At 65.1% G+C, this 14,578-nt stretch carries 9 protein-coding genes; 7 read left to right on the plus strand and 2 right to left on the minus strand.

Features of this window, described 5'->3' with window-relative positions:
- Positions 1 to 56: 56 nt before the first annotated feature.
- The gene (locus DBY63_RS04230; RefSeq protein ID WP_108581332.1) at positions 57 to 1,370 is read right to left on the minus strand and encodes an OprD family porin; all 1,314 of its coding nucleotides are present in this window, start codon (positions 1,368 to 1,370) and stop codon (positions 57 to 59) included.
- A gap of 368 nt (positions 1,371 to 1,738) precedes the next feature.
- On the opposite strand from DBY63_RS04230, the gene DBY63_RS04235 reads away from it, so the two are divergent.
- The 3 genes from DBY63_RS04235 to DBY63_RS04245 all read left to right on the plus strand — a co-directional run bounded on the left by DBY63_RS04235 (position 1,739) and on the right by DBY63_RS04245 (position 7,400).
- Positions 1,739 to 2,155 (plus strand): HIT family protein, encoded by a 417-nt coding sequence (locus DBY63_RS04235; protein ID WP_108581333.1) that lies wholly within the window; start codon positions 1,739 to 1,741, stop codon positions 2,153 to 2,155.
- On the plus strand, positions 2,152 to 2,361 hold the full coding sequence (locus DBY63_RS04240; RefSeq protein WP_007159300.1) for a SlyX family protein: 210 nt from the start codon (positions 2,152 to 2,154) through the stop codon (positions 2,359 to 2,361). Before DBY63_RS04235 ends, DBY63_RS04240 begins: the two co-directional genes overlap by 4 nt.
- 191 nt (positions 2,362 to 2,552) lie before the next feature.
- The gene (locus DBY63_RS04245) at positions 2,553 to 7,400 is read left to right on the plus strand and encodes an NAD-glutamate dehydrogenase (RefSeq protein ID WP_108581334.1); all 4,848 of its coding nucleotides are present in this window, start codon (positions 2,553 to 2,555) and stop codon (positions 7,398 to 7,400) included.
- 108 nt (positions 7,401 to 7,508) lie between these two features.
- Here the strand turns inward: DBY63_RS04245 and DBY63_RS04250 are convergent, their stop codons facing one another.
- A complete protein-coding gene (locus DBY63_RS04250) occupies positions 7,509 to 8,534 on the minus strand; it encodes an alpha/beta hydrolase (RefSeq protein WP_108581335.1) in 1,026 nt (341 codons plus the stop codon).
- 214 nt (positions 8,535 to 8,748) lie between these two features.
- On the opposite strand from DBY63_RS04250, the gene DBY63_RS04255 reads away from it, so the two are divergent.
- From DBY63_RS04255 to DBY63_RS04270, 4 genes are all read left to right on the plus strand, one after another.
- The gene (locus tag DBY63_RS04255) at positions 8,749 to 10,998 is read left to right on the plus strand and encodes an ATP-binding protein (protein ID WP_007159297.1); all 2,250 of its coding nucleotides are present in this window, start codon (positions 8,749 to 8,751) and stop codon (positions 10,996 to 10,998) included.
- Positions 10,999 to 11,006: 8 nt separating this feature from the next.
- Positions 11,007 to 11,468, plus strand: a complete 462-nt coding sequence (locus tag DBY63_RS04260; RefSeq protein ID WP_007159296.1) for a response regulator — start codon at positions 11,007 to 11,009, stop codon at positions 11,466 to 11,468.
- Positions 11,469 to 11,567: 99 nt separating this feature from the next.
- Positions 11,568 to 13,979, plus strand: coding sequence for a response regulator (locus DBY63_RS04265; RefSeq protein ID WP_108581336.1), 2,412 nt, complete (start codon positions 11,568 to 11,570; stop codon positions 13,977 to 13,979).
- Between the two features lie 27 nt (positions 13,980 to 14,006).
- Positions 14,007 to 14,576, plus strand: a complete 570-nt coding sequence (locus DBY63_RS04270) for a biliverdin-producing heme oxygenase (RefSeq protein WP_169854106.1) — start codon at positions 14,007 to 14,009, stop codon at positions 14,574 to 14,576.
- The last annotated feature ends 2 nt before the right edge of the window (positions 14,577 to 14,578 follow it).

Genomic DNA, 14,578 nt, shown 5'->3' on the forward strand with positions numbered 1-14,578 from the left:
AAGAACAGCCCGGCGAATGCCGGGCTGCTGGATCGTGCGAGTGACGCTGGCCTCTATTAGAGGATGTTCAGCGGGTACTCGGTGATCAGGCGGAACTCGTTGACGGTGCCGCCGGTGCTGGCGTCGCCACGGTGCCAGGCTTGACGGACGCGGAAGGACAGGTCCTTGGCCGGGCCGCTCTGCAGGACGTACTTGGCTTCGACGTTGGTCTCGCGCTCTTTGTCGCCATCCTGATACAGGCCCGCGTAGGCGGTGCTGCCCTTGGGCGCGTCGATGTCGTGACCGTAGATGTAGCGGGCCATGAAGCTCAAGCCGGGTACGCCCAGGGTCGCCATGTTCAGGTCGTAGCGCGCCTGCCAGGACTTCTCGCCGGAGGCGTTGAAGTCGGAGTACTGGATGGAGTTGGCCAGGAAGATACTGTCGCCACCGTTGCCGGTGCCAGCACCCTTGCCACCCACGCCGACGTAGTCGAACGGCGAGTCGCTGCTTACGCCCTGGTAGGCCAGGGTGAAGGTGTGGGCATCGATGCTGTAGGCGGCGGCCAGCGAGTAGGCGTTGTTGGTGAAGTCGCCCAGCTTGGCGCTGCCAGCGTCCTTGGTGTAGTAGTAGTTGAAGTCGAAGGTCAGCGCCTGGTTGGCTGCCAGCGGCTGCACGAAGTTGACGTTGGCGTAGTACTGGTTCCACAGATCTTCCAGACGGCCGTAATACAGCGACGCGTTCAGTTGATCGTTGATCTTGTACTTGCCACCCAGGTAATCGGCGGAACTGGTGGTAAACGCAGGAGCGTAAGCCGCGCCCATGTTGCCGTCGTGGTAGGTGTTGGTGCGGTCACGGGCAGCGGTGATGTGACCCGCTTCCAGGAACAGGTTCTCGATTTCTTCGCTGGTCAGCATGAAGCCGGTAGCGGTCTGCGGGAACAGACGGCTGCCACCCACGGCGAAGACCGGGGAGGTGGGCTGCACGTTGCCGTACTTCAGGACGGTGTTGGAGACGCGCAGTTTGACGGCGGCGCCAGCGGTGGAGTACTCGTCCTTGTTGCGACCGTCGCTGTCGATCTGCAGGTTGCCGGAGCCGACGTGGCCGCGGCCGCCGTCCAGTTTCAGACCCAGGTAGCCGAAGGCGTCCACACCGACACCTACGGTTCCCTGGGTGAAGCCCGATGCGTAGTTCATCAGGAAGCCATGGCTCCAATCTTTACGATCGTTGGCGCCGTTCTTGAGATCCCGGTTGAAGTAGTAGTTACGGTTCAGCAGGGTCAGCTTGCTGTCCTCGACAAAGCCCTTGGATTCGGACTGCTGGTCGGCGAAAGCCAGTTGAGTGGTCCCTGCGGCTACGGCCAGGGCGAGAATGCTCCACTTCATCGCTTGCATCAGAAATGCTCCTTTGGGTTGAAAGTCAGCCATCGTGTCAGCCGTGGCTGTTTGTTCTAATGGCGGCACATATAGCACCTCTCTCGGAGGGGCGATAGGCTTCATCAAAATTTTGCGTGTGATGAGCGGATTAACCGTGACTCTTAAGAAAGCTCTTTAAGAGTTCCCGTCCGATCGTCGTACCCGGATCGTGATAGCAAAAAGCGTGCACAAACGCTCAATCCCTGAGCCCGCCTGTCTATCGCTGCTCCGCTTCCCAAGCAATGGGCAGTTTCGGAAGGGTTGGTTGCACCTTTGTGACACCAAAGGTTTCACTTGCACAAAGCTGTGCACACTTTTAGTGCCGACAGGTGTTGGCAGGAGATGAGATGTTCCAAATAGACCCACGGCTGGCCGAAGATACCCTAGAAGTGGCGTCCTTGACGCTGTGTCAGGTATTGCTGCTGAACGACAGGCGCTATGACTGGCTGGTGCTGGTACCCCGGCGCGAAAGTGTTACCGAGATCCTCGACCTGTCACCCCAGGATCAGGCACAACTGTGGCGAGAGGTGACACTTGTTGCCCAGGTGTTGCGCCACGCGCAGCCGGATCTAAAATTGAACATCGGTGCTCTGGGCAACGTCGTCAGGCAATTGCACCTGCACGTCCTGTTGCGGCAGGAGGGCGATCCGGCCTGGCCCGGCCCGGTATGGGGGCACTCGCCACGCGAGCCCCATACCGCGGAAGCCGGCCATGCCGCAGCGGAACGCTGGCGGGTGCTGCTCGCGGAGGAGACACAGGCATGACCCTTGAAGACCGTATCGCCGACCTGGAAATGCGCCAGGCCTTCCAGGACGACACCATTCAGACCCTCAACGACATCATCGTCGAGCAGCAGCGGGCGCTGGATCGCTGCGCGGCCCAGATTCGCGTCCTGGCCGAGCGCCAGGCCGAGCTGCAGAGTTCGGGTGGCGGTGGTCTGCCGGACGAGGCGCCGCCACCGCACTATTGAGATCCGTTCCGCAGCTGAATCTTGTTGTCGCCCTGACGTACGTGCATAGCTGTCTTTGTTGGCTACTCTAGCCGCACTGCATCTTTGCACTTTTTTGGTGCAGTCCGGCCTCGTCCCTGTGGAACTCGCTCCGGGAGAGGCCTGTCCTCTGCGGAGCGAAGCCCACAGCACCTTCAGGACGGAGTACGGTTATGGCGTTTTTCACCGCTGCCAGCCAAGCGGATTTCCAACAACAACTCAAGAATGCCCTCGCGGCCCATGTCGAAGGGGATACCCTCGAACAGCTGGAGCGCTTCACCGCCCAGTTCTTCGGCATCGTCCCGCTGGAAGAACTCACTCAGCGTCGGCTCTCCGATCTGGTCGGCTGCGTACTGTCGGCCTGGCGTCTGCTGGATGTCTTCGATCCGTCCGAGCCGCGGGTCCAGGTCTTCAATCCGGACTACGAACGACACGGCTGGCAATCGAGCCACACCGTGGTGGAGGTGCTGCACGCCGATTCGCCGTTCCTGGTCGACTCGGTGCGCATGGAGCTCAATCGCCAGGGCTACAGTGTCCATACTCTGCAGAACAGCGTCCTCAGCGTGCGCCGGGATGCCCAGGGTCGTCTGCTCGAGTTGCTGCCCAAGGGCCAGCAGGGCGAAGGGGTGACCCGCGAAGCCCTGATGTTCCTCGAGATCGACCGCTGTGCCGCAAGCAGCGAGTTGCGCACCCTGGAGGCGGCGCTGCAGGAGATCCTCGGTGAAGTGCGCCTGACCGTCGGCGACTATGCCGCCATGAAGACCAAGGTTGCCGACCTGCTGAGCTGGCTGGATCGGCGTCCGGCCGGCGTGGAGGAGGGCGAACTGGCCGAGGTCAAGGCCTTCCTCGACTGGCTGCGCGACGACAGATTCACCTTCCTCGGCTACGAGGAATTCACCGTCGAGGGCGACGGCGAGACCGCGGTGCAACGCTATGTGCCCGACTCCCTGCTCGGCCTGTCGCGGCGCCTGCGCGGTCGCCCCGAGACCGCCGAGATCACCCTGTCCGGTGAGCCGCTGCGCTATCTGCGCGAACCGGTGCTGCTGTCCTTCGCCAAGGCGGCCGACCCGAGCCGGGTGCATCGCCCGGCCTATCCCGATTTCGTTTCCCTGCGCGAAGTGGACGCCAGTGGCCGGGTGGTGCGCGAGCACCGCTTCATGGGTCTCTACACCTCCAGCGTCTACAACGACAGCGTGCGCGAGATTCCCTATATCCGCCGCAAGGTCGACGAGGTGCGTCGCCGCGCCGATTTCGACAGCAGCGCCCACCTGGGCAAGGAACTGGCCCAGGTCCTCGAAGGGTTGCCGCGGGACGATCTGTTCCAGACCCCGGTGGACGATCTGTTCAGCACCGCCATGGCCATCGTGCAGATCCAGGAGCGCAGCAAGGTGCGCGTCTTCCTGCGCCGCGATCCCTATGGCCAGTTCTTCTATTGCCTGGCCTATGTGCCGCGCGACATCTATTCCACCGAAGTGCGCCAGCGCATGCAGCAGATCCTCATGGATCGCCTGCATGGCACCGACTGCGAATTCTGGACCTTCTTCTCCGAGTCCGTGCTGGCGCGGGTGCAGTTCATCCTGCGCGTCGATCCCCTGCAGCCGCAGGATGTCGATCCGGCGCGCCTGGAACAGGAAATGGTGCAGGCCTGCCGCAGCTGGAAGGACGACTTCGCCAGCCTGATGGTGGACAGCTTCGGCGAAGCCCAGGGTACCTCCATCCTCGCCGACTATCCGCTGGGCTTCCCGGCCGGCTATCGCGAGCGTTTCGCGCCGCACCTGGCCGTGGTAGACATGCGCCACCTGTTGGCGCTCAGCGACGAGCGCCGTCTGGCCATGGGCTTCTATCAGCCGCTGACCCAGACCGGCGACAACATCCTGCACTGCAAGCTCTATCACGCCGATACCCCCCTGGCGCTGTCGGACGTCCTGCCGATCCTGGAAAACCTCGGGCTGCGCGTGCTCGGCGAATTCCCTTACGAGCTGCGCCATCGCAATGGCCGCCGCTACTGGATCCATGACTTTGCCTTCACCACCGTGGCCGGCCTGGAGCTGGATCTGCAGCAACTCAACGACACCTTCCAGGACGCCTTCGTCCAGGTGGTGGATGGGCAGGCGGAAAACGACAGCTTCAACCGTCTGGTGCTGACCGCCGGGCTGCCCTGGCGGGACGTCGCGGTGCTGCGCGCCTATGCGCGCTACCTCAAGCAGATCCGCATCGGCTTCGACATCGGCTACATCGCCGCCACCCTCAACGCCCACGTCGACATCGCCCGGGAACTGGTGCGGCTGTTCCGCATGAAGTTCTACCTGGCGCGGCGCATGACCAGCGAAGACCTGGACGACAAGCAGCAGCGCCTGGAGCAGGCCATCCTCAGTGCCCTCGACGATGTCGCGGTACTCAACGAGGACCGCATCCTGCGGCGCTACCTGGACCTGATCAAGGCGACCCTGAGAACCAACGTCTTCCAGACCGACGCCGCTGGCAAGCCCAAGGCCTATTTCAGCTTCAAGCTTGATCCCAAGGCCATTCCCGAGCTGCCGCGCCCGGTGCCGCGCTATGAGATCTTCGTCTACAGCCCGCGCGTGGAAGGGGTGCACCTGAGATTCGGCAACGTCGCCCGCGGCGGCCTGCGCTGGTCGGATCGCGAGGAAGACTACCGCACCGAGGTGCTGGGCCTGGTCAAGGCGCAGCAGGTCAAGAACTCGGTGATCGTCCCCGTGGGCGCCAAGGGCGGCTTCGTGCCGCGGCGTCTGCCCACCGGCGGCTCCCGCGACGACATCCAGGCCGAGGCCATCGCCTGCTACCGCATCTTCATCAGCGGTCTGCTGGACATCACCGACAACCTGAAAGACGGTGAAGTGGTCCCGCCGGCTGCCGTGGTGCGCTACGACGGCGACGACCCCTATCTGGTGGTGGCCGCCGACAAGGGCACCGCGACCTTCTCCGACATCGCCAACGGCATCGCCCAGGACTATGGCTTCTGGCTCGACGACGCCTTCGCCTCCGGTGGTTCGGCGGGTTACGACCACAAGAAGATGGGCATCACCTCGCGGGGCGCCTGGGTCAGCGTGCAGCGCCACTTCCGTGAGCGCGGCATCGACGTCCAGACCGATCCGGTCACCGTGGTGGGCATCGGCGACATGGCCGGCGACGTCTTCGGCAACGGCCTGCTGCGTTCGCGCAGCCTGGAGCTGGTGGCAGCCTTCAACCACCTGCACATCTTCATCGATCCCAATCCGGACGCCGAGCGCAGCTATGTCGAGCGTGAACGGCTGTTCAACCTGCCGCGGTCGAGCTGGACCGACTATGACGCCAGCCTGATCTCCCAGGGTGGTGGCATCTTCCCGCGCAGTGCCAAGCGCATCGCCATCAGTCCCGAGATGAAGGCGCGCTTCGATCTGCAGGCCGATCACCTGACGCCCAACGAGCTGATCAACGCCCTGCTCAAGGCGCCGGTGGATCTGATCTGGAACGGCGGCATCGGCACCTACGTCAAGGCCAGCTTCGAAAGCCATGCCGACATCGGCGACAAGGCCAACGACGCCCTGCGCGTGGACGGCTGCGACCTGCGCGCCAAGGTCATCGGCGAGGGTGGCAACCTGGGCATGAGTCAGCTGGCGCGGGTGGAGTTCGGCCTGCACGGCGGCGCCTGCAACACCGACTTCATCGACAACGCCGGCGGCGTGGATTGCTCCGACCACGAGGTCAACATCAAGATCCTCCTGGGCGACGTGGTCTCCGCCGGCGACATGACCGTCAAGCAGCGCAACACGCTGATGGGCGAGATGACCGACGAGGTCGGCGAACTGGTGGTCGCCAACAACTACATGCAGACCGGTGCCCTGTCGCTGGCGGAATACCGGGCGCGGACGCACCTGGCCGAATACCAGCGGCTGATCGTCGACCTCGAAGGGCGTGGCAAGCTGGATCGCACCCTCGAATTCCTGCCCAGCGACGAGGTGCTCGCTGAGCGCGCCGCCAAGGAGCAGGGACTGACCCGGGCCGAGCTGTCGGTGCTGATCTCCTACAGCAAGATCGACCTCAAGGAGCAATTGCTGGCCTCTTCGGTGCCGGACGACGAATACCTTGCCCGGGACATGCAGGGTGCCTTCCCGCAGCGCCTGACCGAGCAGTTCCCCGAGGCCATGGCGCGCCATCGCCTGAAACGCGAGATCGTCGCCAACCAGATCGCCAACGACCTGATCAACCACATGGGCATCACCTTCGTGCAGCGCCTGTGCGAATCCACCGGCATGAGCGCGGCCGATGTCGCCCGCGCCTATGTGGTGATGCGCGACGTCCTGCACCTGCCGCACTGGTGGCGTCAGGTGGAAGCCCTGGATCATCAGGTGCCGGCGGAGTTGCAGCTGCGCCTGATGAGCGAGTTGATGCGACTGGGCCGGCGGGCGACCCGCTGGTTCCTGCGCAGCCATCGCAGCGGCCTGGATGCCGGCGCCGTGGCGGCCTTCTTCGGGCCGCGCATCGCCGCCCTGGGGGTGCGTCTGGACGAACTGCTGCAGGGCGAGCCGCGCCAGGACTGGGAAGAGCGCTTCCGCGCCTATACCGAGGCGGGCGTGCCCGAGCTGCTGGCGCGGGTCGTCGCCGGGACCAACCACATCTATACCCTGCTGCCGGTGATCCAGGCCGCGGAGGTCACCGCCCAGGATCCGCTGGAAGTGGCGGCTACCTGGTTCGCCGCGGGCGATGTGCTGGACCTGGCCTGGTACCAGCAGCAGCTCAACCAGCTGCCGGTGGCCAATGCCTGGCAGGCCCTGGCGCGCGAGGCCTTCCGCGACGAGGTGGATGTGCAGCAGCGCGCCATCACCATCGCCATGCTCAACCTGAGCGAGGCGCCAAGCGATCCGGAAGCGCGGCTCTCGCTGTGGCTGGAGCGCCATCGGGCAGCCGTGGAGCGCTGGCGGGGTCTGCTGGTGGATCTGCGCAATGCCAGCGGTCAGGACTATGCGATGTACAGCGTCGCCAGTCGTGAACTGGCGGATCTGGCCAGCAGCAGCGCCTGAGGCAGGCGCTGCCCACGAATGGCGTTCGTGGGCAGCGTCGTCTGACAGGGCATGAAAAAGGGCGGCGTACCCTTGGGTACGCCGCCCTTTTTCATCGTTCGGATTCGATCAGGGCTGGGGCTGCGTCGAGGATGCCTTGAGGGCGCTCAGCCCCTGCAGCAGGGCCTGGTGAAAGCGCTCCGGCGCCTGCATCTGGGGCGCGTGGCCCAGGTCCTCGAATTCCACCAGGGTCGCCCGGGGGATGCGTCGCGCCGCCGCCTTGCCCAGTTCGGGATAGTGACCCAGCTGCGCCTTGATGGCGGCCGGCGCGGCGTCCTTGCCGATGGCGGTGGTATCTCGCTGGCCGATCATGAGCAGGGTGGGCATGCGCAGTCGGGCGAATTCGTAGACCACCGGTTGGCTGTAGATCATGTCGTAGATCAGGGCCGAGTTCCAGGCGACCCTTTCCTTGCCGGGGCCGTTGTTGAGACCGGCGAGCATCGTCACCCAGCGTTCGTAGGCCGGGGACCACTGGCCGGCGTAGTAGGTGCTGCGCTCATAGTCGCGGATGCCGTCGGCGGAGGTCTTCAGTTCCCGGGCGTACCACTGGTCGACGCTGCGATAGGGTACGCCCAGGGCCTTCCAGTCCTCGAGGCCAATGGGGTTGACCAGCACCAGCTGTTCGGTGGCCTCGGGATAGAGCAGGGCGTAGCGGGTCGCGAGCATGCCGCCGGTCGAATGGCCGATCAGGGTCGCCCGGGCGATGCCCAGGTGGTCGAGCAGGGCCCGGGTATTGGCGGCCAGTTGCTGGAAGCTGTACTGGTAGTGGGCTGGCTTGCTGGATTTGCAGAAACCGATCTGATCCGGGGCCACGATCCGATAGCCGGCAGCGCTCAGCACCTGGATGCTCTGCGCCCAGGTACCGGCGCAGAAGTTCTTGCCGTGCAACAGCACCAGAGTCCGGCCGTTCGGTTTTCCGCTCGGCGCGACGTCGAGATAGGCCATCTCCAGCGCCTGGCGCTGGGAGTCGAAGCTGAAGGTCTTGACCGGATAGTCGTAGTCGAAGCCTTCGAGACGTTCGCCGTAGAGGGGCTCGGCCTGACTGAGCGGACTCAGCAGCAGGGCGGCCAGGGGGAGGGCGCGGCGCAAGGACATGGGCAGGATCCTGGGGCTAAACCAGCTCCGACCGAAGGCCGACGGAGAAGATTCCAACCCGCGGCGAGACAGTGTCGCCGCGCATGTCGCTCTCCAGGCTGCGCGCCGTTTCGCTTCGCCTCCTGCCCAGGGTCTGATAGTCTGAATGACCTTTGTTTCCGTTTCGGCGCACCGCTTTCCCTGCGCTTCTTTCCGATCACATGAGGTTCCCGGTTTGGCGCTCGAGTCACCCTCCAAGACGCAGCCCGACGCTCTGGCCGATTGCGCCAACGAGCCGATCCATATTCCCGGCAGTATCCAGGAACATGGCTTCCTGTTCGCCGTGGAAGAGCCGGATCTGCGCATCGTCCAGGCCAGTGCCAACGTCCGCGAGTACCTCGGGGTCGCCGTGGAGGAGGTGCTGGGTCGCACCCTCGGCGAATTGCTGCCGGAACGGGATCTGCCGGCCATGCTCGGTGCCCTGACCCAGGAAGAGCAGAACCCCATCTATCAGGGCGATGTGACCCTGGGACCGCGGCAGCAGACCTTCGCGCTGTTCATGCACCGCTTCGGCGGGGTGCTGATCGTCGAATTCGAGGCGCCGGTGGACAGCCGCCTTGGCCTCAATACCCTCTATCCCATGGTGCGGGTGTTCATCGAACAGCTGCATCAGGCCGAAACCGTCGACGCCATCGCCAAGCTCGCGGTGCGCGAAGCCAAGCGTATTTCCGGTTTCGACCACACCATGATCTATCGCTTCGACGAGGACGGTCATGGGCAGGTGCTGGCCGAGGAGTGCGATCCCGGCGTACCCAGCTATCTGGGCCTGAGATTTCCCGCTTCGGACATTCCGGCCCAGGCGCGTCGCCTGTACCTGGCCAACCGCATCCGGGTGATTGGCAACGCCTACTACCAGCCCTCGCCGTTGCAGCCGCAGACCAATCCGCTGACCGGGCAGCCGCTGGATCTCAGCTTCGCGCAGCTGCGCAGCGTGTCGCCGGTACACCTGCAGTACATGAGGAACATGGGCACCCTGGCGTCCATGTCCATCTCCATCGTGGTCGGTGATCGCCTCTGGGGCCTGGTGCTCTGCCACGACCGTCAACCCCAGCGGGTGTCCTTCCAGACGCGTACCGCCTGCGAGCTGTTCGGCCGGGTGCTGTCGCTGCAGATCGATGCCGCCGAGACCCATGCGGAATCCGATCGCCGGCTGGCGCTGCGCCAATCCATGGTGCAGATGCTCTCGACCATGGCCGACCGCGACAGCGTCTGCCAGGGACTATTGGAGCTGCCGCAGGTCTTCCTGGATTTCGCCCGGGCGCAGGGCGCCGCCATCATCTCCTCCGACGGGACCGAGCTGATCGGCCAGGTACCGCCGCGCGAGGTGGTGGACAGCCTGGTCGAGTGGCTGTCGGTCAACGTCAAGGACCACTTCGTCACCGACAACCTGGCCAAGGATATCGCCGAGCTCCCCCAGCTGGCCCAGCATGCGGCCGGGGTGCTCGCCGTCCCCATTTCCGAATTGCATTCACACTACCTGATCTGGTTCCGCAGCGAGCTGGTGCAGGTGGTCAACTGGGCCGGCCGGCCGACCAAGCAGGAAGGCAGCGACGGGCGCCTGTCGCCGCGGCAGAGTTTCGTGCTCTGGCAGGAGACGGTGCGCGGGCTGTCGCTACCCTGGTCGCCGCTGGAGCTGGAAAGCGCCATCGAATTGCGCAACGCGGTGCGCGGGATCGTCCTGCGCAAGGCCGAGGAGATGGCCGAGCTGGCCGAGGAGCTGCAGCGCAGCAACAAGGAACTGGCGGCCTTTTCCTACAGCGTGTCCCACGACCTGCGGGCGCCGCTGCGCCACATCGCCGGCTATGCCGAGCTGCTGGGCGACATCGAGGGCGGCAAGCTGTCGGACCGGGGGCGGCGCTTCCTGGAGAACATCGGTTCGTCGGCACGCTTCGCCGGCAGCCTGGTGGACAACCTGCTGAGCTTCTCGCAGATGGGGCGGGCCGCGATCCGCTATTCCGACGTCAATCTCACCGCCCTGGTGGAAGCCATCCGCGAAGAGATGGCGCCGGACTATGCCGAGCGGCAGGTGGAGTGGCACATCGGCCCCCTGCCTGTCGTCATCGCCGATGCCGCCTTCGTCCATCTCGCCTTGCGCAATCTGCTGGCCAATGCCATCAAATACAGTCGCTACGAAGAGCCGGCGGTGATCGAGATCGGCACCTTGCCGAGCGATTCCGAGGACATCATCTTTGTCCGGGACAACGGCGTCGGTTTCAACATGGATTACGTAGGCAAGCTGTTCGGCGTCTTCCAGCGCCTGCACCATGCCGATGAGTTCGAAGGGGTCGGCATCGGTCTGGCCAGTGTCAGACGCATCATCGAGCGCCATGACGGTCGCGTCTGGGCCGAGGGTGCCATCGGCGAGGGCGCGACCTTCTATTTCGCCCTTCCCAAACAACGACCGTCGCCGGTACACAAAAGGTAGTTCTATTCATGCTCAAACCCATTGTGCTGGTCGAAGACAATCCGCACGATCTGGAGCTCACCCTGGTGGCTCTGGAGCGCAGCCAGTTGGCCAACGATGTCGTGGTTCTGCGTGACGGCGCCGAAGCGGTTGATTACCTGTTGCGCCGCGAGCCCTATGCCGATCGCGAGCCGGGCAATCCCGCCGTGATGCTGCTGGATCTCAAGCTGCCCAAGGTCGATGGCCTCGAGGTGCTGGACCTGGTGCGTGGTACCCCGGAGCTGTGCAGCATCCCCGTGGTCATGCTGACGTCGTCGCGGGAGGAGCCCGATCTGGAAAAGGCCTACGAACTGGGCGTGAACGCCTACGTGGTCAAGCCGGTCGAATTCCGTGATTTCGTTGCCGCGATCAGTGACCTCGGCGTGTTCTGGGCCGTACTCAACGAGCCGCCGCCAGGATCGCGCCGTGTCGCCAGGCGCATTGGCCGTTAGCGAGTGAAGATAAGTGCATCCGTATCCAGTCATCCGCGACCGGCAGATATGCGCGACCCGGCTCCCCTGAGCGAACAGATCCAAGGCCGACGTCCGTTTATGCCCCTCTCGAAACAGATCAAGATCCTCCTGGTAGAGGACAGCAAGCTCGACGCCGAGCTGATCCTGATCGAGCTGGAAAGGCACGGCTTCGAGCTGCAATCCAAGATCGTCTACGAGCGTACCGGTCTCACCCTGGCCCTGAGCCAGCAGACCTACGACATCATCCTTTCCGACATCATCCTGCCGGGCTTCTCCGGCGCCGAGGCGCTGCGCGTGGCGCGGGCGCTGGCACCGGAAACGCCCTTCATCTTCGTCTCGGGCATCTTTGGTGAGGTGCACGCCGTGGAGATGATGCGCCTGGGTGCCAACGACTATGTGCTCAAGCAGAGCATGGAGCTCCTGGCCAAGGCCGTCGAGCGGGCATTGCTGGTGGTGCACGAGCGCCGCGAGCGGCGCCGCGCCGAAGAAGCCCTGCACAGCCTGGAGGTCAGGTCCCGCCTGGCGATGGACGCCTCCCGGCTGGGCATGTGGGAGTATCTGCCGGCCAGTCGTACCCTGGTCTGGGACGAGCGCTGCAAGGCCATGTTCGGGCTGCCGGCCGATGCGGTGGTCGATCTCGAGGTCTTCGAACGGCTGTGCGGCAGCGATGGCCTCGAGCGCTTTCTGCATACGGTCCGCCAGGCGAGCGCCGATGAGCGCGACGACGACTACCGCAGCGAATACCGCATTCGTCTGGACAATGGCGCCCAGCGCTGGGTCGAGACCCGCGGCCAGCCCTTCTTCGACGCCGGCGTCTGCACCCGCTTTCTGGGCGTGATGCTCGACATCACCCAGCAGCGCGATGCCGCGGAAAAGCTCGAGCGGCTCAATGTCAGTCTTGGCGAGCGTGTCGAAGAGCGTACCCGGGAGCGCGATCGGACCTGGGACCTCACTCGCGATCTGCTGCTGGTGTGCAAGCCCGATGGCACCCTGGTGGCGCTCAACCCGGCCTGGGAAGAAAATCTGGGCTGGTCGCGGGTGGAGTTGCTGGACTCCTCGCTGCTGGCGCTGGTGCATCCCGACGAGCGCTTCATCACCGACAACGAACTCAAGCAGCTGGCCACCGGCGCGACCAGCCAGCGTTTCGTCAACCGCATCCGCCATCGTGACGGCAGCTATCGCTGGATTTCCTGGACGGCGGTACCGGATGCCGGCATGACCTATTGCTCCGGGCGCGACATCTCCTCGGAAGTCCTGGCGATGGAAGAGCTGGCGGCAGCGAACCGCCAGCTGCGCGAGCAGATCGACGAGCGCGAGCGGGTCGAGGCGACCCTGCAGCAGATGCAGCGACTGGAAGCCGTGGGGCAGCTCACGGCGGGCGTGGCCCATGACTTCAACAACCTGCTCACCGTGGTGCTCAGCAGCGCCAGCTTCCTCGAGCGCGACCTGACGCGCCTGGCGGCCAGCGACAAGACCCAGGGGCGGGTGCAGAACATCCGCGAAGCGGGCGAGCGGGGCGCTAAGCTCACCGCCCAGCTGCTGGCCTTTTCCCGTCGCCAGCGGCTGGCGCCCAAGCCGGTCAAGCTCAACGAAACCGTCGAGGGCATGCTGGAGCTGCTGCGCAGTACCATGGGCGGCAGTGTCTGGATCGAGACCCACCTGCGCGCCGATTGCTGGCACGCCCTGGTCGATCCGACCCAGATCGAACTCATCATCCTCAACCTGGCGATCAATGCCCGGGATGCCATGGCGGTCGGCGGCACCCTGCGCCTGAGCACCTCCAATCAGACCATCAGCGAGCCGCCGCAGCGTCCCGAGGAACCCGAACCGGGCGAATACGTGCTGCTGGCGGTGCAGGATTCCGGTACCGGGATGAGCGAAGAGGTGCTGGCCAAGGCCTTCGAACCCTTCTTCACCACCAAGGAGGTGGGCAAGGGCTCCGGTCTGGGCCTGGCCCAGGTGTTCGGCTTCGCCAAGCAGTCCGGTGGCGGGGTCCGCATCGAGACGCAGGTGGGCAGTGGCACCACGGTGCTGGTCTATCTGCCGCGTACCGAGGCGGAGGATGCCCAGGATCCGATCGGGCTACCGGCCCTGGGTCGCGACGAGCAGGCCGCCGAGCGCCGCATCCTGCTGGTCGACGACGACCACGCGGTACGCAACGTGACCGCTGCCCTGCTGGCCGATCTCGGCTATCAGGTGGTGGAGGCCAGCAATGGCTTCGCCGCCCTGAGTGCGCTGGAGCGCGATCCGCAGATCGATCTGCTGCTGGCGGATTTCGCCATGCCCGGCATGAACGGTGCCGAGCTGGCCCGCCAGGTGCGCAAGCGGCTGCCGCAGTTGCCGGTGGTCTTCATCACCGGCTATGCCGAACTGGGCGAACTCGATCCCGAACAATCCTTCATCGTTCCCAAGCCCTTTCGCGAGGCCGACCTGGCAGCCCGGCTGCAGGCCGCCCTGCGCGGCGAGAAGCCCCAGCCTTCGCCGCTCTGAAGGCCGGCGCCAACTTGAGGTATTTGCGTGTCCTCCATCCGTGAAATGTTGCGCGCCGAGGGCGGTGCCCTGCACGAGCAGGTCGATGCGACCTTTGGCCGCTATGCGCTGCAGACCCGGCTGCATTACACCGCCTTTCTGCAGGCCCATGCCCAGGCTCTGATCGGTCTGGAAGACCTGCTGGAGCGCTCCGGCATCCAGCGCCTGCTGCCCGACTGGGCTGAGCGTCGCCGCACCGGGGTGCTGGCAGAGGATCTGCAGCGCCTGGCCGCCGAGCAGCCCGAACCCGTAGTCCTCGAGCGCCTGCTCGACGAAGGCGAGTGCTGGGGGGTGGCCTATGTCCTCGAAGGGTCTCGGCTGGGGTCGCGAATGCTGGATCGCCATGCCGGCGAGAGTCCCGACGAGGCGGTGCGCGACGCCCGGGCCTATCTGGGTCACGTGCCGCCCAAGGGCGCCTGGCCAGGCTTTCTGCAGCGTCTGGATGAGGCGGGCAGCGATGCGCGCCTGCATCCGGCGATGCTGGCCGGCCAGCGGCTGGCCTTCGAGGTCTTTCTGGCGGCGGGGCAGCGACATGCGCCGGCGGTAGCCGCCCCCTGAGC

Source organism: Pseudomonas sp. RIT411 (genome assembly GCF_003057735.2).
Lineage (GTDB): Bacteria > Pseudomonadota > Gammaproteobacteria > Pseudomonadales > Pseudomonadaceae > Chryseomonas > Chryseomonas oryzihabitans.